General features: G+C 31.2%; 24 protein-coding genes. 21 read left to right on the top strand and 3 right to left on the bottom strand.

Annotated elements, in window-relative coordinates; all coding sequences use genetic code 11:
- Nucleotides 1–11 precede the first annotated feature (11 nt).
- The 3 genes from C3E90_RS06615 to C3E90_RS06605 are packed head-to-tail and all read left to right on the top strand — an operon-like array spanning nt 12 to nt 2,916.
- Nucleotides 12–749, top strand: a complete 738-nt coding sequence (locus C3E90_RS06615) for a PHP domain-containing protein (RefSeq protein ID WP_236914874.1) — start codon at nt 12–14, stop codon at nt 747–749.
- Nucleotides 750–769: 20 nt separating this feature from the next.
- Nucleotides 770–1,627, top strand: coding sequence for an RNase adapter RapZ (rapZ, locus tag C3E90_RS06610; RefSeq protein ID WP_236914873.1), 858 nt, complete (start codon nt 770–772; stop codon nt 1,625–1,627).
- A 14-nt stretch (nt 1,628–1,641) separates the two neighbouring features.
- Nucleotides 1,642–2,916, top strand: a complete 1,275-nt coding sequence (locus C3E90_RS06605; RefSeq protein WP_236914872.1) for a gluconeogenesis factor YvcK family protein — start codon at nt 1,642–1,644, stop codon at nt 2,914–2,916.
- A gap of 158 nt (nt 2,917–3,074) precedes the next feature.
- Here C3E90_RS06605 and C3E90_RS06600 read toward each other — a convergent pair whose 3' ends face one another.
- Both C3E90_RS06600 and C3E90_RS06595 read right to left on the bottom strand, forming a co-directional pair.
- Entirely contained in the window at nt 3,075–3,596 is a 522-nt protein-coding gene (locus tag C3E90_RS06600; RefSeq protein ID WP_236914871.1) for a hypothetical protein, read from the bottom strand.
- A gap of 94 nt (nt 3,597–3,690) precedes the next feature.
- Nucleotides 3,691–4,725, bottom strand: coding sequence for a M42 family metallopeptidase (locus C3E90_RS06595; protein WP_236914870.1), 1,035 nt, complete (start codon nt 4,723–4,725; stop codon nt 3,691–3,693).
- Between the two features lie 155 nt (nt 4,726–4,880).
- On the opposite strand from C3E90_RS06595, the gene C3E90_RS06590 reads away from it, so the two are divergent.
- From C3E90_RS06590 to C3E90_RS06580, 3 genes are read left to right on the top strand one after another with little or no spacing between them, the layout of a single operon-like run.
- Entirely contained in the window at nt 4,881–5,282 is a 402-nt protein-coding gene (locus C3E90_RS06590; RefSeq protein WP_236914869.1) for an NUDIX hydrolase, read from the top strand.
- 21 nt (nt 5,283–5,303) lie between these two features.
- Nucleotides 5,304–6,266: a DNA-binding protein WhiA gene (gene whiA, locus C3E90_RS06585; RefSeq protein ID WP_236914868.1), complete on the top strand. Its 963-nt coding sequence runs from the start codon at nt 5,304–5,306 to the stop codon at nt 6,264–6,266.
- Nucleotides 6,263–6,529, top strand: a complete 267-nt coding sequence (locus C3E90_RS06580) for an HPr family phosphocarrier protein (RefSeq protein ID WP_236914867.1) — start codon at nt 6,263–6,265, stop codon at nt 6,527–6,529. Before whiA ends, C3E90_RS06580 begins: the two co-directional genes overlap by 4 nt.
- A 38-nt stretch (nt 6,530–6,567) precedes the next feature.
- Here the strand turns inward: C3E90_RS06580 and C3E90_RS06575 are convergent, their stop codons facing one another.
- Nucleotides 6,568–6,948 carry a GrdX family protein gene (locus C3E90_RS06575; RefSeq protein ID WP_236914866.1) on the bottom strand — a complete coding sequence of 127 codons (381 nt, stop codon included), beginning with the start codon at nt 6,946–6,948 and terminating at the stop codon, nt 6,568–6,570.
- Between the two features lie 315 nt (nt 6,949–7,263).
- On the opposite strand from C3E90_RS06575, the gene C3E90_RS06570 reads away from it, so the two are divergent.
- The 15 genes from C3E90_RS06570 to rlmD all read left to right on the top strand — a co-directional run bounded on the left by C3E90_RS06570 (nt 7,264) and on the right by rlmD (nt 25,331).
- Entirely contained in the window at nt 7,264–10,737 is a 3,474-nt protein-coding gene (locus tag C3E90_RS06570; RefSeq protein WP_236914865.1) for a DNA polymerase III subunit alpha, read from the top strand.
- A 100-nt stretch (nt 10,738–10,837) separates the two neighbouring features.
- Nucleotides 10,838–11,032 (top strand): hypothetical protein, encoded by a 195-nt coding sequence (locus C3E90_RS06565; RefSeq protein ID WP_236914864.1) that lies wholly within the window; start codon nt 10,838–10,840, stop codon nt 11,030–11,032.
- 30 nt (nt 11,033–11,062) lie between these two features.
- Nucleotides 11,063–12,022 (top strand): 6-phosphofructokinase, encoded by a 960-nt coding sequence (gene pfkA, locus C3E90_RS06560; protein WP_236914863.1) that lies wholly within the window; start codon nt 11,063–11,065, stop codon nt 12,020–12,022.
- A 15-nt stretch (nt 12,023–12,037) separates the two neighbouring features.
- Nucleotides 12,038–13,795, top strand: a complete 1,758-nt coding sequence (gene pyk / locus C3E90_RS06555) for a pyruvate kinase (RefSeq protein ID WP_236914862.1) — start codon at nt 12,038–12,040, stop codon at nt 13,793–13,795.
- A 72-nt stretch (nt 13,796–13,867) separates the two neighbouring features.
- Nucleotides 13,868–14,260, top strand: coding sequence for an FxsA family protein (locus C3E90_RS06550; protein WP_236914861.1), 393 nt, complete (start codon nt 13,868–13,870; stop codon nt 14,258–14,260).
- Nucleotides 14,261–14,341: 81 nt separating this feature from the next.
- Nucleotides 14,342–15,706: a branched-chain amino acid transport system II carrier protein gene (brnQ, locus tag C3E90_RS06545; protein ID WP_236914860.1), complete on the top strand. Its 1,365-nt coding sequence runs from the start codon at nt 14,342–14,344 to the stop codon at nt 15,704–15,706.
- Between the two features lie 124 nt (nt 15,707–15,830).
- A complete protein-coding gene (locus C3E90_RS06540) occupies nt 15,831–16,610 on the top strand; it encodes a class I SAM-dependent methyltransferase (protein ID WP_236914859.1) in 780 nt (259 codons plus the stop codon).
- A 2-nt stretch (nt 16,611–16,612) separates the two neighbouring features.
- Nucleotides 16,613–16,795, top strand: coding sequence for a hypothetical protein (locus tag C3E90_RS06535; RefSeq protein ID WP_236914858.1), 183 nt, complete (start codon nt 16,613–16,615; stop codon nt 16,793–16,795).
- Between the two features lie 169 nt (nt 16,796–16,964).
- On the top strand, nt 16,965–18,002 hold the full coding sequence (locus tag C3E90_RS06530; RefSeq protein ID WP_236914857.1) for an ArsR/SmtB family transcription factor: 1,038 nt from the start codon (nt 16,965–16,967) through the stop codon (nt 18,000–18,002).
- Between the two features lie 203 nt (nt 18,003–18,205).
- On the top strand, nt 18,206–19,975 hold the full coding sequence (locus C3E90_RS06525) for an ABC transporter ATP-binding protein (RefSeq protein ID WP_236914856.1): 1,770 nt from the start codon (nt 18,206–18,208) through the stop codon (nt 19,973–19,975).
- On the top strand, nt 19,968–21,716 hold the full coding sequence (locus C3E90_RS06520) for an ABC transporter ATP-binding protein (RefSeq protein WP_236914855.1): 1,749 nt from the start codon (nt 19,968–19,970) through the stop codon (nt 21,714–21,716). The genes C3E90_RS06525 and C3E90_RS06520 overlap by 8 nt, the downstream gene beginning before the upstream one ends.
- Before the next feature lie 154 nt (nt 21,717–21,870).
- Entirely contained in the window at nt 21,871–22,383 is a 513-nt protein-coding gene (locus C3E90_RS06515) for a type 1 glutamine amidotransferase domain-containing protein (protein WP_236914854.1), read from the top strand.
- A 230-nt stretch (nt 22,384–22,613) separates the two neighbouring features.
- Nucleotides 22,614–23,570, top strand: a complete 957-nt coding sequence (gene uvsE / locus C3E90_RS06510; RefSeq protein WP_236914853.1) for a UV DNA damage repair endonuclease UvsE — start codon at nt 22,614–22,616, stop codon at nt 23,568–23,570.
- 21 nt (nt 23,571–23,591) lie between these two features.
- Nucleotides 23,592–23,774 carry a hypothetical protein gene (locus C3E90_RS06505; protein WP_336513014.1) on the top strand — a complete coding sequence of 61 codons (183 nt, stop codon included), beginning with the start codon at nt 23,592–23,594 and terminating at the stop codon, nt 23,772–23,774.
- 198 nt (nt 23,775–23,972) lie between these two features.
- Nucleotides 23,973–25,331: a 23S rRNA (uracil(1939)-C(5))-methyltransferase RlmD gene (gene rlmD, locus C3E90_RS06500; protein ID WP_236914852.1), complete on the top strand. Its 1,359-nt coding sequence runs from the start codon at nt 23,973–23,975 to the stop codon at nt 25,329–25,331.
- Nucleotides 25,332–25,401 lie beyond the last annotated feature (70 nt).

The raw sequence follows: 25,401 nt of genomic DNA, 5'->3' as shown, positions 1-25,401 counted from the left end.
AAGGGAAGAAAATGAAAATAAAAGGAGATTATCATACTCATACCATCTATAGTCATGGAAAAGGAACTATAGTAGAAAATGTAGAAGTAGCCTTTAGGAAAGGGCTAAAAGAAATTGCCATATGTGACCATGGACCAGCCCATTACCTATATGGCGTAAAGAAAAATCATCTATTTCAAATGAGGGAAGAAATAGATGGATTGAATAAAGAATATAAAAGCAAAGGGATTAAAATTCTATTAGGTGTAGAGGCTAATATAACTGGTTATGATGGTACTATAGACGTAGATGAAGATATACTCGATATTATTGATATACTCTTATTAGGATACCATTATGGAGTTACACCAAATTCAATAAAAGATGGCTTATTTATGTATATATTGAACCCATTGTCTAAGGTATTACCTATTTATAGAGATTGGATTATTGAAAAAAACACTGATGCATTGATAAAAGCAATTAATAAATATCCAGTCAATATAATAACTCATCCTGGGTCTAAAGCAAAATTGGATATTGAGAAAATTGGAAGAGCAGCTTTTGAAAAAAATGTAGCTTTGGAAATCAATTCAAGTCATAGCCAATTATCCATAGAAAATATTAAGATAGCTTTAGGGACTAAGGTAGAATTTTATATAAATAGTGATGCTCATAATCCAACAAATGTAGGGAATGTTGAAGAAGGGATAAAAAGAGCACAAAAGGCTAATATTCCTCTTCATAGGATAAAGAACCTAGAGGATTAAATTCTGGAGGTGAAGGTGTAATGGAATTTGTAATAATTACAGGAATGTCTGGAGCAGGTAAGAGTCAAGCCATGAAAGCTATGGAAGACATAGGTTATTATTGTATGGATAATCTACCTCCTGCTTTGCTACCTAAGTTTGCTGAACTCTGTTATCAGTCTAAAAGAAATATTGATAAGGTGGCTGTAGTGGTAGATATTAGGGGAGGTATATTCTTTGAAGATTTGTTTAAAGGGCTAGAAGAGCTAAATGAAAAGGGAATAAAATATAGAATCCTATTCTTAGATGCATTGGATAATGTATTGATTAAAAGGTATAAGGAATTAAGAAGGCCTCATCCATTAAATCAAAACGGCAGAATAATAGATGGAATTCTAGAAGAAAGGAAATTGCTTCAAGAGGTTAAAAACAAGGCTGATTTTATAATAGATACATCTAAACTTACAATTGGAATGCTTAAAGAAGAAATATATAAAATATTTTTCGAGGGACTAGAATTAAGGAAGTTAACTATATCCGTAGTATCCTTTGGATTTAAACATGGGATTTTATTAGATGCAGATTTAGTATTTGATGTAAGATTTATTCCAAATCCCTATTATATACCTGAATTGAGGGATTTTACTGGAGAAGATGAAAATGTGCGAAAGTATGTATTTGACTGGGAACAAACGAATATATTTGTAGACAAATTAATGGATATGTTGGAATTTCTAATTCCTAATTATATAAAAGAAGGTAAAACTCAATTAATAATAGGAATAGGATGTACTGGTGGAAAACATAGATCAGTTGCTATTGCAAATGAAATAGAAAAAAGGCTTAAAGAAAATGAACATAGGGCTATTGTCAGTCATAGAGACTATAAATTAGCATAAAGGGGTATAGATTTATGGATAAAAAATATAGACCTGCACTAATTATGTTAGGCTGGATATCATTAGGAGTTCTTGGAATATTTTTGTTATCCATTGGGGTTTCCAGCTTTATATATGAATTTTTGGCTAATTATAGAATGAGCATAAAGATTATATTTTCAATAATTGGTATTATTCTCATTGTATTTTCAATTAAAAAATCATTTTGCCAAATCTTTAAAGGAGTTAAGAAAAATAGTCTAAATGGCAATATCAGTGGAAATGATATTAGCAATATAATCTATAGGGAAATGGTATTATCCAAAGGACCAAAAGTCGTTGTTATTGGAGGAGGAACTGGGTTATCAGTACTGTTAAGAGGTCTTAAAGAGTACACATCTAATATTACTGCAATTGTAACGGTGGCAGATGATGGAGGAGGTTCTGGTATATTAAGAGAGGATTTAGGCATGCTTCCACCAGGAGATATTAGGTCCTGTATATTAGCATTGGCCAATACAGAGCCTACTATGGAAAAATTACTCCAATACAGATTTAATGAAGGGTTATTAAAAGGACAAAATTTTGGCAATCTATTTATTGCTGCTATGAATGAAATATATGGAAGTTTTGAGATGGCCATAAAAGAAACAAGCAATGTATTAGCTGTAACGGGGAAGGTTTTACCTATGACTTTAGAAGATGTTACATTATATGCAATGTTGGAAAATGGTCATACTGTTAAAGGTGAGTCGGAAATTCCTTTAAAAAATAAAGAATTGTCCAGTAGAATAAAACGGATTTATATGGAACCTACAGTTAGTTATCCTTTGGTAGAGGCTGTAGAAGCCATTGAAGAAGCAGATTTAATAGTATTAGGTCCTGGGAGTTTGTATACCAGTGTAGTCCCTAATTTATTGGTAAACAATATAGTAGATACCATATATAAGGCAAAAGGTTCTAAAGTATATATTACAAATGTGATGACTCAACCAGGAGAAACTGATGGATATACGGTATTGAATCATGTAGAGGGCATACTTACTCATAGTAGGGAAGATTTTTTAGATTATGTAATTGTTAATATTGAGAAAATACCTGAAGAAATACTATCTAAATATGCTTCGGATGGGTCGGAGCCTGTGATTTTGGGGGAAAAGGATGAAGAAATATTAAACTCCAAAAATATTGAAGTAATAAAGGGAAATTTGATAGATATAAAAAAGGATTATATTCGTCATGACTCTTTAGAACTAAGTAAAATATTAATAGAAATTGGGAAAAACAGAGCAAACAAATACTACGTTTAAAGGAGTAAGCTAATCAACCCTTAGGTTGACAGCAATTTGCAAATGTCATCCTGAGCGATAGCGAAGGATCTTTCTTTTATAGATGTTTAGGATTCTTCACTTATGTTCAGAATGACAAAATATGATAGTTAGGGGCGATGAAAACGCCCCTCAAATTATTAACTCTTTTTAACTTCCTCTAACATCTTGGATATCAAACTACCAGCTGACTTTTTTGTGAGATTGTCATAGTTAATAGGTGTATTCAATTCTTCCGCTAACTTTTTAATGGTTTCCAACTGTCTTTTAGTTGGGGGTTCTGATAGATTAGGCATATAGTTTTCTTCAGTTTCACTTACCGTATCTTCTACAGACAATTCTTCAAAGGCTGTCATCCCCACATTAGTCAAATCCCTTAAAACCCTTGCTTTAGCGCGAGTAGAAGCCATTCTAATTAAATGAGGTACTATTGTAGAATTAACGGATTGAGGACTAGCATCTCCTAAATCCGTATATACTTCATTTTCAGTTGTAGCAGTGGCTTTACATATGGCTGTCATATTATTTTCCCTATTTGGGATTTGAATCAATTCTACTTGGATGGACTTTAAATTCTTTTGGTGGGCTAAATCCAATAGTCCTTCATAGGTTACATAGGATTTGCCCTGTAAGTTTATAATAAATTTTTCATTAATACTCATAAAACCACCTCATCTATATTTTACAAAATTTACTTAAAATTAAACGTGGAAATATTAAGTAATTATATTATATCATAGGTGGATTGTCAGTCTATTAGATTAGGTATAATATACCTAATCTAATAGTGTTTTCTAAAGCGTCTCTATGAGTTCTTTCAAAAGAATGGGAGGCATCCACTCCAGGACCAATTAATCCTACCCTAAAATCATAACCTGCTCTTAATGCTGCAGAACCATCAGAACCATAATAGGGATATATATCAATTTTATAATTTAAATCATTGTCTTCTGCCAAATTAACCAGTTTGTTTTTTAGCTCTAAATCATAAGGACCTGAACTATCCTTGGCACATATGGTTACACTATATTCATCGGAAGTTTGACCTTCTCCAGGAGCAGCCATGTCTATTGCAATGAATTCAAAGGTCTTTTTAGGAATAGCTGCACTAGCACCATGACCTACTTCTTCATAATTGCTTACAAAAAAGTTAGTAGTATATTTTGGTTTAATATTATTATCAACTAGATATTTGGCAATTCCTAATATAGAAGCAACACCAGCCTTATCGTCTAAATGTCTAGATTTAATAAATCCACTGTCAGTAACAATGGTTCTAGGGTCAAAAAATATGAAGTCCCCAACATTAATGCCTAATTTTTCTACATCTTCTTTGGAGGAGACCTTCTCATCTAACCTAATCTCCATATTATGCATATCTCTTTCAATGGTTTTGGTTTCCTGTCCATGAACATGGGAAGAGGCTTTAGTCGTGAGTATGGTACCAGAATATAACTTTCCATTGCTACTTTCAATATTAACATATTCTCCTTCTACAGTACTCCAAACATATCCTCCAATTTGGGTAAGTTTAATTCTTCCGTTAGATTTAATTTCCTTTACCATTCCACCTAAAGTATCGACATGACCAGATAAAGTAATTTCCTTTTCTTGATTTTCACCAGTAATAGTAGCAATTAATGCGCCTTTATTAGTCTTATAGGTAGGAACTCCCATAGAATTGAATTCCTTTTCAACAAAATCTATAGCTTTCTTCGTATTACCTGAAGGGCTAGAGATATTTAGCAAGGATACAAGTTTATCTACTACATAATCCATATCTAATTTCATAAATGAAACCTCCCTAAAAATATTATTCACTAACTATTATATCATCTAAGTACTATGATATTGGGTACAATTTAAAAAAATTTAGCATAATGTTTTTATTTGTAGTATAATAAGCTTAATATCCATATAGTTAATATTAATGGGAGTTGGTTTTGGTGGTTGAAGAGATAAGCGCTGGGGGTGTGGTAATATTTGGGAACGCCATACTATTATTAAAAAAATTTAACGGAGATTGGGTATTACCAAAGGGAAGAGTAGAGAAAGATGAAAACATTAGAGAAGCTGCCATTAGAGAGGTTTTTGAGGAAAGTGGTGTTAAGGCTGAAATAATAAGATATATAGGCATGGTTCATTATACTTATAAAAATATTAAAGGGAATGAAACGGTTTTTAAAACAGTTCATTGGTATCTAATGAAAGCCAATAGCATGGAGTCTATTCCTTTGAAAAAGGAAGGTTTTATAGAAGCTACTTTTGTTCACAAGGACAGGGTAAAGGATATAGTTAAATATAATGATGAGAGAAAAATCATTAAAAAAGTATTAAAGTTAATATAAAGTTAAAGTAGGAGAGATATAATGTCTTTTTCGTCAACAACTAAAAATGAGTTATCAAGATTGCCTATAGAAAATAGGTGTTGTGCCATAGCAGAGTTAGCTGCTATTGTTAGAATGAGTGGTACAATTCAAATAACTGGAATGAAAAGAATTAGTTTGAAATTTGGTACGGAAAACGCTGCCATTGCAAGAAGAATATTTACTTTACTAAAAATTTTATATGATACAGACATGGAAGTAATGGTAAGAAGGAATAGACAATTAAAAAAGAACAATAATTACCTAATAATTGTAAATAGCATGGAAATAACTAGGGAAATATTGAAAGATGTAGGATTTTTAACAGATGAGGATAGTAGTTACTATACTGTAGACTATAAAACCCCAAAGAGTTTAATAGAAAATAGATGTTGTAGAAGGGCTTATATTAGAGGTGCTTTTTTAGGTGGAGGTTCCGTTAGTAATCCAGAAAAAGCTTATCATTTAGAGTATGTAACTAATACCATGGAACACGGTAAAGATTTGTCAGAAATAATAAATTCCTTTAACCTGGATTCGAAAATAGTAGTTAGGAAAGAAAATTATGTAGTATATATTAAAGAAGGACAACAGATAGTCGATATATTAAATATAATGGGAGCCCATCAAGCATTACTTAAGTTTGAAGATATTAGAGTATTTAAGGATGTACGAAACAATATTAATAGACTTGTAAATTGTGAAACTGCTAATCTAGGTAAGACCATAGATGCTTCTTTGCGCCAGGTGGAAAACATTCAATATATAGATAGTAGAATAGGAATAGAAAAGTTACCTAAAAATCTACAGGAAATTGCTAAATTGAGATTACAATATAGGGAAGCAAGTCTTAAAGAATTGGGAACCATGCTAAAACCCACAGTAGGGAAATCTGGAGTAAATCATAGATTTAGACGAATTGATGAAATTGTAGAAGACTTAAAAAGAAGGGAGAATGAGACGTGATAAGGAAAAATGTAATTCTTAATAATGAAGTTGGATTGCATGCTAGGCCAGCTGCATTATTTGTTCAAATAGCAAATAAATTTTCAAGTAATATATATATTGAGTTAGAAGGTAAAAAGGTAAATGGGAAAAGTATTATTGGAGTCATGTCTTTAGGAGCATTTCATGGTGAAGAGATAACCATAATTGCTAAAGGTGAGGATGAAGAGGAAGCCATTGTGGAGTTATCAAAATTAATAGAAGATGGATTAAAAGATTTGTAAATAAAGAAAATCCCTTCAGTGAAGGGATTATTTATTTGTTAAATTATTTTATTCATTACATTTTCTATCAAGGTCAAATCAATTACTCTAAAATCATCAAGAACCTTTTCCGTCCAATTAGGTGTAGGTTTATTTTTAATAAACTTTTTAGCTGTAGTAATACTTTTCTCAATAATCATCAAACTATCATAATCCATAGAATCTTTATTTTTACTTATCATTATGGTTTTATAAGGGGTTTCGTTGGGCTTCACACTTCCAGATAGAGGATGGGTTAAAAGCTTATGTCCCTTGTGAATCTTATCCCTAACATATTCCAATACATCTAAATAAGTAAAATCTTCATCATATTTGATTTCATTAGTATCCTTATATTTTTCATATACATATTTGTTGTTTGTTATAATAATATTTTTCATTTTTGACCTCCAAACTATTAATATATTTATTTTATCATAAATATCAAATAAATTATATTGTTTTATTTTATCATATTACTCAAGAGGGGGTAGGTTGAATTAGAAAATTTTATATCTTCTTGGCAGGAAATTAAAAGGAATTAGATTTAAGGGGAACAGAAAAAGAGGAAATACTTCAACAGATAATGGATATGTTATTGCAAGCTCAATCTGAAGATAAATCTATATTAGTAAAACTCTCACTTAACTGGGAGTTTAATTTTTTCATAATTATGATAGAATAAAGGTATAAATATACTTAGAAGGGGTTTTATTATGGCTTACCAAGACAAATTTATCCATTTACATGTTCATACTGAATATAGTTTATTAGATGGTTCTAGTAGAATAGGAGACCTTTTAGATAGGACCAAGGAATTAGCAATGGATACTATTGCAATAACAGACCATGGTTCTATGTTTGGTGTAATAGAATTTTATAAGCAAGCTAAAAAAAGAGGGATTAAGCCAATACTAGGTTCTGAAGTATATATGGCCATTAATAAGCATACGGAAAGGGAGCCAAAGGATAAGAACCAATACCATCTAGTGCTATTGGCAGAAGATAATATAGGTTATCAAAATCTAATGAAAATAGTTTCTGAAGGATATGTTAGTGGTTTTTACTATAAACCAAGGGTAGACCATGATGTATTGGAAAAGTATAGCCAAGGAATTATAGCCTTAAGTGGTTGCTTAGGTGGAGAAATTCCCAATTATTTATTAAATGGAAATTATGAAAAGGCAAAGGAGATAGCTCTTAAGTTAAATAGAATATTTGGTCAAGATAATTTTTTCTTAGAGATACAAGATCATGGTTTAAGGGAACAAAAAGATATTAATGAACAACTGATTAGATTGAGTGAAGAAACAGGAATACCATTAGCCGCTACTAATGATGTCCATTATTTGAAAAAAGAAGATGCAATAGTTCATGACGTACTTTTATGTATTCAAACGGGAAAGACAATAGATGAAACAGATAGAATGAGATTCCCCACCAATGAATTTTATTTAAAATCCTATGATGAAATGAAGTATATTTTTCAATCTACAGAAGAAGCTTTGGAGAATACCGTAAAGATAGGTGAAAGATGCAATGTTACTTTAGACTTTGATACTTTGCATTTACCGGAATTTAAGGTACCGGAAAGGTATACTGATATAGAGTATTTAAAGAAACTTTGTATGGATGGATTGGGAAAAAGGTATAAAGAGATTACTCCGGAAATAATGGATAGATTTGATTTTGAATTCAACACCATAGTTGAAATGGGATATGTGGATTATTTTCTAATAGTATGGGATTTTATTAAATTTGCTAAAGATAATGGGATAATGGTAGGGCCTGGTAGAGGTTCAGCTGCAGGGAGTATAGTTTCCTATGCTCTAGGTATTATAGATATAGATCCATTAGAATATGATTTATTATTCGAAAGGTTTCTAAATCCTGAACGGGTATCAATGCCAGATATTGATATAGATTTTTGCTACGAAAGAAGAGAAGAAGTTATAGATTATGTGGTAGAAAAATATGGAGAAGATAGAGTAGCACAGATAGTCACCTTTGGTACTATGGCAGCTAGAGGAGCTATCCGAGATGTGGGAAGGGCTATAAATATGTCATATGGTGAAGTAGACTTTATTGCTAAACAAATCCCTATGGAAATAGGTATAACTATAGAAAAAGCGTTGGATATAAATAAAACTTTAAGGCAAATGTATGAATCAAAAGAAGAAGTTAGAAATTTATTAGATTTAGCGATGGCAGTAGAAGGGTTACCAAGACATACCTCTACTCATGCAGCTGGTGTAGTGATTTCAAAAGAACCTATTACTACCTATGTGCCCCTATCAAGAAACAATGATGCTATTACTACCCAATTCAATATGATAGAGCTAGAGGAATTAGGTCTTTTAAAGATGGACTTTTTAGGTTTAAGAACTCTTACGGTAATTCGGGATGCTATTAATTTAATTGAAATAAACCATGGATTAAAAATTGATTTATCCAATTTGAGTTACGATGACCCAAAGGTAATAGAGTTATTTGCTAAAGGAGATACTTTAGGAATATTTCAATTTGAATCTGCTGGTATGAGACAATTTTTAAAGGAATTAAAACCAAATATGTTTGAAAATCTAATAGCAGCCAATTCCTTATTTAGGCCTGGTCCAATGAATCAGATACCCCAATATATTGCAAATAAGTATAATCCAGAAGATATAGAATATCTGCATCCAAAACTTAAACCTATTTTAGATGTTACCTACGGATGTATTGTATATCAAGAACAGGTAATGCAGATAGTTAGGGATATAGGCGGTTTTACTATGGGTGGTGCTGATTTATTAAGAAGAGCTATGGGAAAAAAGAATATGGAGGTAATGGAAAAGGAAAGAAGAAGGTTTATCTACGGAGAAACAGACGAAAAGGGAGAAGTAATTATTAAGGGAGCTTTAAGAAATGGCGTAAATGAAAAAATTGCTAACAAGATATATGACTTAATGATAGATTTTGCTAAGTATGCTTTTAACAAAAGTCATTCAGCAGCTTATGCTGTAGTTGCATATAGGACAGCTTGGCTCAAATATTACTATCCAGTAGAATTTATGGCTGCTTTAATAAGTAGTGTTATGGGGGACACTAACTCTGTTTCACTATATATTCAAGAGTGTAAAAGGTTAGGAATTGAGATATTACCACCAGATATTAATGAAAGCTATAAAAAATTTACAGTTATAGATGGAAAGATTAGATTTGGTTTGATGGCTGTAAAAAATGTAGGGGAAAATTTTATAGAAACAATTATTAAAGCAAGAGAAGATGGTGTTTTTACCAGCTTTACAGATTTTTGTGAAAGAATCGAGAACATTGACCCTTCAGTAATGAATAAAAGAGCTGTGGAAAGCCTTATTAAATGCGGGGCTATGAATAGTTTAGGAGGAAATAGAGCTCAGTTATTATCAATCTTTGAAAGGACTATGGATGGAATCCATGCAGATAGAAAAAGAAATATTGAAGGTCAGTTTTCCATGTTTGAAAAAATAGATACTAAAATATCTAAAGACAATTTACCGGATTTAAAAGAATTTCCTCAGAAGAACTTATTAGCTATGGAAAAGGAAATGTTGGGAATCTACATTAGCGGCCATCCATTGAAACCTTATGAAGAGGAACTCAATAATATATCTACAATAACTACTACTGAATTGTTACAAACTCAAGAACAACTAGAGGATAATTTAACTGAGAATATAGATGGCAAAAAAGTAATAATTGGAGGTATTATTGTTTCAAAAAAGAACAAAATCACTAAAAATAATAATATGATGGCTTTTATAACTTTGGAAGATTTATATGGTGCTATAGAGTGCATTGTATTTCCTGCTACTTATGATAGGTATAGTAGATTAATAGATGAAGATAGTTTAGTGGTGATTGATGGAAAAGTAAGTTTAAATGAAGAGGAAGAACCTAAAATAATCTGTGAAAAAATAACCCCATTAAATAAATATAAAAAAGGTAAAATATATTTAAAAATATCTAAAGAAAAGCCATTAACCACTTTTAATTCTATTAAAAAAATACTAGGAAAATATAAAGGGGAGACTCCTGTATATGTATATATGGAAGGAGAAGGGAAGACTGTAATAGCTCAAAGGAATTTATGGGTTGATGCAAATCAGGAATTATTATATGCTGAATTGGCAGAAATATTAGGGAAAGATAATATTAAAGTTTCCTAGGATGTAAACACTAAAAAACATTTATATTATATGCTATAATTGTAATTATGATAATTTTAAAGATATTCTTAACATTAAATAATAGTTAGGAGAGTGTAAAATGTGGACTGCAGTTTATTTGGCTACAAGTTTAGATTCAGCAACAAAGATTGAAAAAAAGCTGCGAGATGAAGGATTTTTAATAAAAAAACAGCTATTTTCTAGAGATGGAGATGAAGAACTATATGAAATATTAGCCCCTGAGTTTGAAGCCAATGAAATACAAGCAGCACTATTTGATTTAGGTATTATTTAATTGAATATTTCATAATTGGGAGGAGAAAATATGAAGACAATAGGTATACTAACTAGTGGTGGAGATGCACCTGGTATGAATGCTGCCATTAGGTCCGTTGTGAGAACGTCCATATATAATAAGGCTAGGATTTTAGGAATTAAACAAGGTTATAATGGATTAATTAATGGCGATATTGAAGAGATGAATCTATCCTCTGTAGCAGATATAATCCATAGAGGCGGCACTATGTTAAGGAGTGCAAGATGCGATGAATTCAAAACTGAACAGGGATTAAAGAAGGCTTTAAACGTAATAAATGTTTTTGGGATAGATGGATTAATTATATTAGGTGGAGATGGAACTTTTAGAGGAGCAAAAAACTTATATGAGGCAGGGATACCAACTATTTGCATTCCATGTACTATAGATAACGACATGGGGTATACTGATTATACTATAGGATTTTATACAGCTGTGGAAACGGTAGTTGATGCAATAAGTAAAATAAGAGATACTTCTACATCTCATGGTAGAGCTAATATAGTTGAAGTAATGGGAAGGGAATGTGGAGATATAGCTCTTTATTCTGGACTAGCTGGCGGGGCAGAAAGTATCATTGTTCCAGAAGTTGAGTTTGATGCAGATGAAGTATCTAGGAAAATAATTCAAGGGAGGATTAGAGGCAAACTTCACCACATAATTGTATTAGCAGAAGGTATAGGTAATGCTTATGAAGTAGCAAAAGAAATTGAAGAAAAAACTAGTGCAGAAACAAGAGTTACTATATTGGGTCATATACAGAGAGGTGGGACACCTACTGCCTTTGATAGAATTATTGCTAGTAAGATGGGTAATATGGCAGTAGAATTATTACTTTCAAGTGATTCAGGTAAAGCCTTAGGTATAAAATGTAATGAATTAATTAGTATGGATTTAGATGAAGCGTTAAACACTAAAAAGGAATTTGATAATAATATGTATGATATTGCTAAAATACTTTCTATATAGGGAAGAGGTGGAATTATGAAAAAAACAAAGATAGTTTGCACTATAGGGCCTGCTTCTGACAAAGAGGAGATTTTACGAGAATTATTTTTAAAAGGATTAAATGTGGCGAGACTTAATTTTTCCCATGGAACCTATGAAGAACATAGAAATAGAATTCAGACTATAAAGAAATTAAGAGAAGAATTAGAATTGCCTATAGGGATTATGCTAGATACAAAAGGACCTGAGATTAGATTAGGTAGTTTTAATCAAGAGAAAATAGAGTTAAAGGATGGAGAATACTTTACCTTAACTACAAGAAACTTAGTTGGGAATCAATCAATAGCTAGTGTCTCCTATGTAGGGTTAGGAAGAGATGTGAAAAAAGGTGATAAAATATTAATAGATGATGGTTTAGTAGAATTGGAAGTTGTTGAAATTGGTAGTGAAACAGATATTAAGTGCATTATTATAAATGGAGGGATAATAAAAGACCATAAGGGGATAAATATACCTAGTGTATCAATTAATTTACCAGCAGTAACAGAAAAGGATATCAAAGATATAAAATTTGGAATAGAAAATGATATAGACTTCATTGCAGCCTCATTTATGAGAAAGGCAGAAGATGTGTTAGAAATAAGAAGAATACTAGAAGAAAATGGTGGAGAGCATATAGATATCATATCTAAAATTGAAAATCAAGAAGGTGTTGATAATATTGATGAAATAATAGAGGCTTCCGATGGAATTATGGTAGCTAGAGGAGATTTAGGAGTAGAAATAGAAACAGAGGAAATACCCCTTATTCAAAAGCAAATAATAAAGAAATGCAATATAGCTGGAAAACCAGTAATTACAGCTACCCAGATGTTAGATTCCATGATGAGAAACCCAAGGCCTACAAGGGCAGAAGTTACAGATGTGGCAAATGCCATTCTTGATGGAAGTGATTCCATAATGTTATCTGGAGAAACAGCAGCAGGTAAATATCCTATTGAATCATTAAAAACCATGCATAATATTGCAACAAGAACTGAAACCTCTTCTGAGTATATAGAAATGTTAAAACATAAATCAGTAGATAAAAACATATCAACAACTAATGCCATAAGCAAGGCGACTTGCACAACAGCTGAGGATTTAAAAGCTAGTGCAATTATTACTGCTACATCATCAGGATATACATCTAAAGCTATATCAAAATTTAGACCAAAAGCTCCAATAATTGCAGCCACAACAAGTGAACGAGTAATGAGAAAGTTGTCCTTAGTATGGGGAGTATATCCTGTATTATCATTAAAAAGTGATGTAACAGATGAAGTGATAGATAGGTCAATCCATAGCGCTATGGAAAAAGGCTATATAAAAGAAGGGGATTTAATAGTAATAACAGCTGGTATACCTGTAGGTGTTTCTGGAACTACCAATTTGATAAAAGTCCATACTGTAGGAAAGGTATTGGTAAAAGGAACAGGAATAGGCAAAAAATCTATTACAGGGAAGGTATGTACTGGTAGCAGCAAAAAAGAGTTAGTAAACAAATTTAGAGAAGGAGATATTTTAGTTAGTCGATTTACCGATAGAGATATGGTGGATTTCATGAGGAAAGCTTCAGCTATCATAGTTGAACAAGGAGGATTAACATCTCATGCAGCAATAGTTGGATTAAACTTTGATAAACCAACAATTGTTGGCGCAAAAGATGTTACAAAAATTTTAACAGATGGAGATATAGTCACAGTGGATGCTGTAACTGGACTAATCTATAAGGGAGAAGCTAGAGTTCTATAGAGGTGAATGGATAATGGAAATAAATACATCTATTAGAGTTTAAATACGCCTTACGTAATAAGGAGATACTATATGAAAAGAATTGTTTTACTATTAATTTTACTACCTATATTGGATTTATATATATTGATTAAAGCTTCTCAAACTATGGGATTTGGAGTTACCGTGGTTCTTATAATACTAACAGGAATTGCAGGTTATTATTTAGCAAAAACTGAAGGAAAATTGGTTATAAGGAGTATAAATAGTGCCATGTCTCAAGGAAATATACCAGGGAATGAAATACTAATTGGGCTTTCTATTCTAGTTGGTGGGTTTTTGTTATTATTACCTGGGATTGTTACAGATATAGTTGGCATAACCATGGTATTACCTGGAACTAGAAATTTTTATAAAGAATATTTTAAAGAAAAAATTGAAAAATTGATTAATAAAGGCTATACTAAGATTATGATTAGATGGTAATACATTAATCATATAGGGCACTACTTGTGTCCTATTTTTCTGGATAATATATCATGCAAAAGAAGCATAAGGAGGACTATTATGAAAGAAAAGCTAAGTTTACAGCAAAATATGTTGATAGGTTCGTTGTTATTTGGGCTATTTTTTGGAGCCGGGAATCTCATTTTCCCGATACAAATGGGACAAGCAGCTGGAAGTAATACTTTTGTAGCTACTATCGGGTTTTTAATTACAGGAGTAGGCTTGCCAATGCTAGGCATTATTGCATCAGCACTTTCAGAAAGTGATAGTTTATATCATATGGCAGAGTCTATTAATACAGGTTATGCAATTTTTTTTACCTGTGCATTGTATTTAACAATTGGCCCATTATTTGCTATTCCACGTACTGCTACTGTTGCTTTCGAAGTGGGAATGCGTTCCTTTATGATAGAGGGGCAATTAAAGATAGGACTATTTATTTTCTCATTAATTTTTTTTGCTTTAACTCTCTATTATTCACTGAGACCAGGACGAATTTTAGACTGGGTTGGCAAATATCTTAATCCTGTTTTTTTGGTACTCTTATCGATTTTATTGATTGCTGTAATTATTAATCCAATGGGAAAAGTTAATCAGTATCAACCTCAAGGGAATTATGCTACCGAACCGTTACTTACAGGATTATTAGATGGATATAATACTATGGATGCTTTAGCATCTTTAGCTTTTGCAATTATTATTATTTCTAATGTAAAAAAGCTGGGTGTAAAAAGCCCAAATTCAATTGCTATTGAAACCTGTAAGTCAGGTTTGGTAAGTGTTATTGGCATGACTGTTATATATGCGCTATTAGCTTATATGGGAGCTACAAGCCTAGGAAGTATGAACCGTGTAGATAACGGAGGGATTATATTATCTATGGTAAGTAATCATTATTTTGGATTTATTGGGAAGATTCTAATAGCAGCTATTGTGGCAGTGGCATGCTTAAAAACAGCAATTGGTTTAATTACCTCCTGTGCAAAAATGTTTAACGAAATGTTTCCCAAATCCATTTCATATAAAAGTTATGCTATTTTGTTTACTATATTTTCTTTTATAATTGCTAATTTTGGATTAAATAATATAATTCAGTTATCTATACCAGTACTTATGTTTTTATATCCTTTAGCTATTACCTTAATTATACTGTCACTATTAAGTCCATTTATTCATAAAGAGAGTGTTGTTTACAGATGGACAACTGTTTTAACTATTATTGCAGCATTTTTTGATTTATGTAAAGCATTGCCACAGTCTATGCAAGGAAATGTAGTTATTAAGGGGATTGTTAATTTTGCACATCTATATTTACCTGGGTTTGATTATGGATTTGGATGGGTAATACCGGCAATTTGTGGATTTGTTATTGGATTAATAGCTTGGGGAATCCGTTCAACCAAATATTTTGGTAAATCCTATTGAAAAGGAAAGACAGTTGAGGGGCTGAAGATTAAAACAGCCCCTTTTTTAAAAACTATTTAAACTAGAATTGGCTTCATAGATAATGTAATAACAAGAAGTTATTTAATAGAAAGGAGAAAATAATATGAACAAAGTTGAACATTGGTACGATAATGAATATGATGAATGGGAAAGACTTGAACGACATAAAATTGAATTTGATATTACTAAAAGATATCTTGATGAGTATATAATAGGTGAGAATTTAGAAATATTCGATATTGGGGGTGGACCTGGTAGATACTCTATATATTTAGCAGAAAAAGGACATAAGGTATCATTACTAGACTTATCAAAACGTAATATTGAAGTTGCAAAAAAGAAATCAAGAGAGAAAAACATCACATTGGAAGCTTATATCCATGGAAATGCATTGGAACTAGAGCAACATGAACAAAAATATGATGTTATTCTTTTAATGGGTCCCTTATATCATTTAATCCAAGGAGCGGACAGAAAAGCTGCTGTTAAAGGAGCTTTGAGATTGTTAAAACCAAATGGAATTATTGTTGTTTCTTTTATATCTAACTATGCCCCAATACAGGATTATTTAAAAGGGGTGCATCCAATTGAATCTGTAGATGAATTACTCGGGTATCTAAAAGATGGAGTAAATACAGGAGAATCAGGATTTACAACAGCTTATTTTACTGATTATAAAGAGGCTAAGGATTTAATGAATAGTTTTGGACTAACTGAAATAGTATTTGCTGGTGTTGAGAATATTCTAGGAGCCAAAGAAAATGAGATCAACATGTTAGAAGAAAGAGAATATAGAAAATGGTTAGAAATAGGTTATCAATTAAGTAGAGATGAAAACCTTATAGGTACAAGTGAACATTTTTTGTATATTGGGCGGAATTAATTATGAAAAAAAGAGTAACAAATAAAGAATTATATTATTATCTAATAGATGAAGTGACTGAAACTTTTGAACTTATAATAAATAAACATGAATCTTACTCATCTAAAGAGGTTAAAAGGATTTTAAAGAATAAAGGAATATTTATTACTCAGCTGAATTGTATAGGACTTTTTTATAATGATTGAAATTGTCACTTGACAATATTTACAGTTATTAATATACTAACATTAGAAGGATATCAAAACATAAAAAGTTTAGAATAAATTTAGAGCAAATTCGAAAGGAGAGTACTAGATGATACACAAGATAAATGGTAAGGAATTTAACTTTACATTTAGCAAACCTTTGGAGTTATTGTATGCACTTATTGCAGTATCATTTGAGGATGAACTTTTAGAGGATATTGATAAAAAGGTTAAAGGGAATATGCAAAGCATAATAGATATGGTAGACAATATGAAAGGAAGGCTATCAAGCTACATGAGATGGGAGCTTCAGTACTTTTTTCATAAATATACATGCACTTATTGTACTGCAATGGGAGTAACAATTTATATGTCATACCTAAACCATAATCCTAAGGTAAATACTATTGAAGAAATGCTCGAAATAATTGATAAAAGTGATGAATACACAATGATTTCATATGTGATAGAGAGTATATTTTATGAAAACAATAATAAGAATATTCATGAAGTTTATGATTGGGATATGATTAAAAATAATCCTAATGAACTGCTGAATATTATTGAAAAACTTGAATTAACCGATGAAAATATGAAACTGAAACTTATAGAAAGTATTGAAAATCCTAAAGAAACAAAACAAAGATATATTATGCTTTTTAAGCAGTTCTATGAAAAGGCATATATGCCCTTTGAAGAGGAAATACATAAAGCAATATTACCAGCAATGGAACAGTATGAGAAGGAGTTCTTATCAAATTCTGAAAAATTTTGCAGAAAATATTTTTTAAAGGATATAAATGTTTTTGGACAAGTAATTATGATTCACATAAGCTTTTTTAAATACAGGGGTTCTGATTACTGGTCTTCAAGGAAAGGCATAGAATGTATTATTTTTGGGAGTGAAACATGGAGGTTTATTAAGGAAGAACCTGAAAGGGAAAGAATATTGAATTTTTTAAAGGCTATTTCTGATAAGCGTAGGATGAGTATAATTGAGCTTTTGGCTGAGAAGCCCTGGTATGTAAATGAAATAGCAGAAGAGATAGGCATGAGTGCAGCCACAACCTCGTATCATTTAACAAACCTACAAGAATTAGGAATAGTGGACTTCCAGAGGTATGAGCATAGGTTCTATTATTATCTTAATAAGGATAAACTTCGGGAGTTGTTTAATGAGGCAATGAAAATCTATCTGCATGAGTAGCCCAAACTCATGCATTTTTTCAAACATAACATTCGAAAAATATAGAAAGTTACAATTAAACACAAATATTTTTCTAAACATCCTATATAAAACATAATGGAAAGTTAGTATTACATATATAACTAAATAAGTCTGTAGTGGATGTATGGAAAGATACCATTAGAGCATCAATGCTTTTATAAGAAATAAAAGGAGGAAAAAACATGAAAGCAAAAAAAGAAAATAGTCTTTTTGAAAGGTTAAGCCAATTGGGACCATTTTTAAGACCCTTAAGAGGCTGGATAGTTCTAAATTGTATTGCAGCTTTTTTAAAAGGAATGATAACGATTTACTTTTCCTTTGCAACAAGAAATCTTACTGATATGGCCATAAATAGGCAGGTTAGTGAGTTTAAAAGCCTTGTATACTTTACTATTATTATAGTAGTTGTGGGTATTATTGTTGGTTATATACAGAAGTATTCATCAGTAAGTTATAAAGGGAATTTTGCTTATAATATAAGAAACTATATTGTTAAGCACTTCATAGAATTACCATTGAAAGTTAAAGAGAAATATCATTCTGGTGATATTGTTTCCAGAATAAATAATGATATATCAATGGTCACGGAGTTAATTGGATTCATACCTGAAATTATATTAAATCTAGTTATGTTTATAGCTGCATTTATATATATGTATTCTATAAACTGGAAGCTGCTTTTCTCTAGTGTAGTTTTAATACCACTTACAGGATATTTATTTAATATGGTTTCAAAGCCTATGGAGAAAAATTCGAGACAGATAATTGAGGATACTGCGAAGATAAATGCACTTGCAAAGGATACAATAAATGGGGTCTATATATTGAAATCATTTAGTTTGGAAGAAATCTTATTCAAAAAGTATAAGAAAAATATAGAAGAAATGATTAACAAGGGAGAAAAAATAGTGAGGATAAATGCAAATCTAATGAGACTTTTCCTTGCTTTAAGATATATACCACAACTCATAATACCTTTATTTGGCGGATATCTTGCAATTAAAGGTGAAATTACAGTAGGTCAGCTTTTGGCTAGCACTCAATTAATTTGGTATCTATTTACTCCTGTGGAGGCTATACTTGGTTTAAATAAGCAAATGCGTTTGGCCATACCAGCTGTTGATAGAATATTTGAGATTATTAACGAAGAGATAGAATTTCCAGTTGGTGAGAAATTCAAAACTAAGGATAATTATCCAGCTATAGAATTTTCAGGGGTTTACTTTGGATACAATGGGGAGAATCAGGTTTTAAGTAACATAAGTTTTCAATTAGCAAAAGGGACTATTACAGCAATTGTTGGACCAAGTGGATGTGGTAAGACTACGATATTGAAACTGTTGTGTAGTTTGTATAAAAACCAGGAGGGAAATATTGAAGTTTTAGGAAATAATTTAAAGTATTGCAGTCCTTCAGATATAAGAAGAAATATATCCTATGTATCACAAAACACCTATTTATTCCCAACAACAATATTAGAGAATATAGCCTATGGAAGGGAAGAAGCTACAGAAGACGAGATTATAAAGGCTGCAAGACTTGCAAATGCACATGATTTTATAACGAGTTTACCAAATGGATACAACACAGTAATAGGTGATGGAAGTGTTAAACTATCTGGGGGAGAGCAGCAGAGGATTTCCCTTGCTAGAGCTATATTAAAGGATGCTCCAATACTTCTTTTAGATGAAGCTACCTCAGCTTTAGACCTTGAATCGGAAAGTCTGGTACAAAAATCACTTTATGATTTTATGAAAAATCGTACAGTATTAATGGTTGCTCATAGGTTATCTACAATAAAAAATGCAGATATGATATTAGTTATGAAAGATGGAGAAATCATTGAAAGAGGAGTACACGAGGAACTTATTGTTAGAGACAGTTTCTACAAGATACTGTATAATAAGCAAATTAATTTTAGAGATTATGAGGGAGGAATGGCAAATGCGTAAAAAGCTAAAGGAAAATGAACTTATAAGAATTCTATTATTTATGAAACCTCACATAATAAAATATATAATTTCAGTGATAGTTGATTCTGGATTTACATCCATATGCTATAATATCGTTCTTGCCTATATAATGAAGGATGTTATAAATGCAATAACCTATGGCAATATTTTGTTGATAAAAAGAGCATTTTTCATAGCGATAGGATCCTTTTTAATAGCTTTTATACTGCAGCCATTATTTAAGTATTTACACCAATGTTATGCCATAAAAGCCATGGGCAATATTAGAATTGGTGTATTTAAACATATGGAATCCTTGACTGTGAAAAATTTTGAAGGGCGACACACAGGGGATTTAATTACTAGAATGACAAATGACATTGATGCTATCCAAGAGGTATACATGACTCACATTCCTATGCTTTCATTTGCTTTTATACATGGGACTGTTGCTATAATTTCCATGTTATTAATGGATTGGCAATTTGCTATAATAGCTATTGTTATTGGATTGGTGTCTGTTTTTATAAGCATTTTATTCAGCAAACCTTTGAGAAGGGCTGGAGATGATGTGCAGAGAAGAATGGGCGGGATGACTCAGAGTTTAATTGATGTATCAGATGGATTTATGGAAACAAAGATGTTTAATATAGAAGGTAAGATATTTGATAAATATGAAAATGAAAATGGGAATTTAAATGCAGCAGTTATCAAAGGGGGAAAGATAAGCTCTATATTAGAGGTTATTAATGATACATATGGAACTTTAAAGACAATAGGATTGCTTACATTAGGCTTATATATGTCAATGAAAGGGAAAACAGACATTGGTACAATAGCAGCAATATTGCATTTGCAAGGAAATGCGAGCTTTTTATTTGAGAATATTGGACAATTTATTGCTGGTATTCAAAAATCTCTTGCTGGTGCATGTAGAGTATTTGAGTTATTAAATAGCCCTACTGAATCATATAATACTAAAGAGTATAACAAAAGCGATCTTTTTTCAAACAGTATGATAGAGATGAAAAAAGTTTGCTTTAGCTATGATGATGAAAGAGTGCTAAATAAGGTTGATATATCTGTAGAGGAAGGGAAAATGGCAGCAATTGTAGGAGCAAGTGGAGGGGGAAAAAGTACATTGATAAAATTACTTATGGGATTTTATAATGTAGATGATGGTGAGATATTTGTAGATGGTAAATCCATAGGGAGTAAATCATTAAGAGAATTAAGAGAAATGGTTGCTTATGTACCCCAAGATTCCTATCTTTTTTATGGAACTATTGAAGAAAATATAAAGTATGGTAGGTTGGATGCAACAAAGGAGGAAATAATAAAGTCAGCAAAAATGGCATATGCTCATGATTTCATAATGGAGACTCCTGATGGATACAATACCATGGTAGATGAAAAGGGTGCCAATCTTTCAGGAGGACAGAAACAGCGTATTGCAATAGCAAGGGCAATTCTCAAAAATGCTCCCATATTGCTTCTAGATGAAGCTACATCTGCTCTTGATTCTGAATCTGAACAGCTTGTACAGTTAGCACTAGATAGGTTAATGGAAGGACGAACTACATTAGCTATAGCTCATAGACTTTCAACAATTGAAGCAGCAGATGAAATCTACGTTCTTCAAGATGGAAAGGTTATGGAAAAGGGAAGACATATGGATTTAATATCTATGGAAGGAATATATAAACATCTTTATGACCTTCAGGTAAAAGGAAATAATTAAAAAGTTGGCAGCACATAAACCTGCTAAGCTTGTGAAAGAAATGATATATCATTTATAGAGAAAAAAGTGGATGATAAATATTGTTTTAATATATGGTTTATTAGGGTAACTATAATGTAGAAAAGATTATAAGCACTATAGAAAGGAGATAATAATGAAAAGAATAGCCATATTAATAGAGAATATGTTTGATGAAAGGGAGTTAATCTATCCTTATTTTAGGTTATTAGAAGAAGGGTATGAAGTTCACCTTGTGGGAACTGAAAAGGAAACTAATTATATTTCAAAATCAGGTCTTAGTGAAAAAAGCACCCATTCATCTAAGGAAATATCAGCAAAGGATTATGATGGAGTAATCATTCCAGGAGGTTTTTCTCCCGATTATATGAGAAGGTGTAAATACACAGTCGATTTTGTAAAAGATATGGATAAGGAAAACAAGCTAATAGCTGCAATCTGCCATGGTCCATGGATGATGGCATCATCTTGTAATCTTAAAGGTAGAAAAGTAACTTCGTTCTTTTCTATCAAGGATGATCTAATAAATGCAGGAGCGGATTATTTAGATGAGGAAGTAGTAGTGGATGGAAATTTAATTACTTCTAGGACACCTAAAGACTTGCCAGTATTTCTAAAGAAAATAATTGAAAAATTAAATGAAAATTAATAAAAAAAGAAGCATTCTAAAAGGGAGTATATTACCTTAAGGATGCTTCAAATATTATAATGGACATATTAATATATAAGCCCTAAATCATTTTGGATTTAAGTCCATTTGAAAAGTCTATGGCAAGGTTAATAATATAGGTTAATTTCGTAATTAATTTAGGAAATTAGGTATTCTTATATACTTAATATATATACTAAGGTTATAGAAAAAATTATGGTGGTGTATTTATGAGAGTTAGATTAGGCTACGTTTCAATTGCTTTAGGTCTTCCCAAAACCACATCTTCTAGCAATGTAACTTACACATATTATCAAAAGCTGACAACGGAAGAAGAAAAACTAAACAAACTTAAAAAGGTTTCCTACTCTAATATAGTGGATTTAAGAAAGATACTGAAATACAATATACAAAATAATATTCATTTTTATAGAATAACCTCTTCCCTTATTCCCCTTGCTACCCATCCAGAGGTAAATTGGGATTATAGAAAAATCTTTGCTGTGGATTTTAAGATTATTGGAGATTTAATAAAAAAATATAATATGAGAATAGACACCCATCCAGATCAATTTAATGTAATAAATAGCGTTAATGATAAGGTAGTGGAAAGTACAAAGAGAAATCTATGGTTTCATGTTAATTTATTTAAAGATATGGGATATCCCCTTGGTAAAATGGTACTCCATATAGGAAGTGCTACGGGGGGTAAAAAGACAGCTATTAAAAGGTTTGAAAATAATTTTAAAAAATATCCTGATGAAATAACATCTAAACTCATTTTAGAAAATGATGATAAAACATTTACCGCCATGGAAACTCTTCAATTGTGTAAAATTTTGGGTATTCCCATGGTATTAGATGTTCATCACCATATATGCAACGATGGCGGTTATAGTATAGAAGAGATATTACCAGATATATTGAATACATGGAAAGGTGAAAAATTGCCACCAAAACTCCATTTCTCAAGTCCTAAGGAACACCCAAAAGATAGAAAACATGCAGATTTTATTGATGGGAAGGATTTTGTTGAATTCATAGAGCTTTGCAAGCCATTAAATAAAGATATAGATATTATGCTAGAAGCAAAGAAAAAGGACCTTGCTTTATTTAACCTTGCAGGTTCAATAAAAAAATTGAGAAAGGATTGGAAGTGGATAGATTCTTCTACCTTTGAGTTATAAAGTAAAGTTGATGAAAGAAGTATTCCCTACATAAGTCATATAGAACTAAATAGGAAATTATCCATACTCATAGATAAGAAGGTTATAGAGAAGATAACTAATGGGAGTAATACATACTATTCTTTACTGAATTTTGGTGAAGATTTAGTGTATATTTTTAATCATTTAGAGGATTTGGAGGATAAATATTTTGAAACTTCATAAAGATAAGTTAACAATTATTATTAGTTAATATTGAGAATATAATAAATAGAGTATATACTAGGATTATGCTCATATACTAGAATTTACAGTAAATAGTATAAATTAGTAAATATTGGTTAGAATTAAATAAGAGATAAAAGGGATACTGATTCTAGAAGGGCACGTTTAGTGCCTTGTTTTTTTGGAAAGGAGTATTATATGGAAGGCTTTAAAGTTGGAGATAAAATAGAATTAAATATTATTGATATAAATAATGATGGAATGGGAGTAGGAAGATATGAAGGCTTTACTTTTTTTGTTGAAGGTGGAATCTTAGGGGACAAGGTACTAGTTAAAATAGAGGAATTAAAAAAGCGATTTGGAATAGGAAGGACTTTAGAAATACTGGAAAAATCACCTTATAGAATGAAATCTAAATGCGAGTATTTTCCACAATGTGATGGTTGTCAGTTTCATAATTTTAAATATGAAAAACAATTAGAATTAAAAAGAGATATGGTAAAAAGCAATTTAGAGAGGATAGGAAAAATAAAAGATGTAATAGTTAATGATACTATAGGAATGAATTATCCATATAGATATAGAAATAAAGCAGAGTTCAAAATAGGGGAAAATAATAATATAGGTTATTTTAAAAGAGGAACTCATGATTTAATCCCTATAGATAAATGTATTATTCAATACAAAATAGTAGATGAAATAATAAGTTTAGTAAAAGAATATATGAAAAAATACAAAGTAGAAGGTTATAATAATAGAACTAAGAAAGGCATAATAAAGAACTTAATCATACGAACGACAAAAGATAAAAAGGTAATGATAGTAATTATTACAAAGGGAGAAAAACTTCCTTATAAGGAGCAATTAATAGAGATATTAACTGATAAACAGCTTACTTCTGCTTCAATAGTAAGTATATATCAAAATATTAATAGCAAAGATACATCAGTAGTATTAGGACATAGGGACATAAAGTTATACGGGAAAAATAAAATTGTAGACTATATTGGAGAGTATAATTTTTTAATTTCTCCCAAATCCTTTTTTCAGGTGAACCATATTCAAACGGAAGTTTTATATAATAAAGTAGTAGAATATTTGAATTTGAATGGTGATGAGACGGTAGTAGATTTATATTGCGGTATCGGTACAATAGCATTATATATATCCAAATATGCAAAGAAGGTTTACGGAGTAGAAGTAGTGAAAGATGCCATAGATGATGCAAATGCAAACTTAAAAATTAATAATGTAAAAAATGTAGAGTTTATTCAAGGGAAAAGTGAAGATGTTTTGCCTAAGATTATTTCTAAAGGAATTAGTATAGATGTAATAGTAGTAGATCCTCCTAGAAAAGGATTAGATAAATCCTTAATAGGTTCAATTACCAAGGCTAATCCTAAAAAAATAGTATATGTGTCCTGTAATCCGTCTACATTAGCTAGGGATGCTGGATATTTAGAAGAGAAAGGATATAAGGTAGAAGAGGTACAACCAGTAGATATGTTTCCTATGACTGGGCATGTGGAAGTCGTAACACTGCTTGTGAGGGAGTGAAACGACTGAAGAAGCAGATGTACGTCTCATGTCAGGCTTGCCCAAGAAGCTGAGAGAAGCGAAGGCTGAT

The organism is Clostridium sp. Cult2 (assembly GCF_021655075.1).
Classification (GTDB): domain Bacteria; phylum Bacillota; class Clostridia; order Tissierellales; family Tepidimicrobiaceae; genus Schnuerera.
The sequence above is the reverse complement of the archived record's forward strand: the minus strand, read 5'-3'. Positions and strand labels throughout refer to the sequence as shown.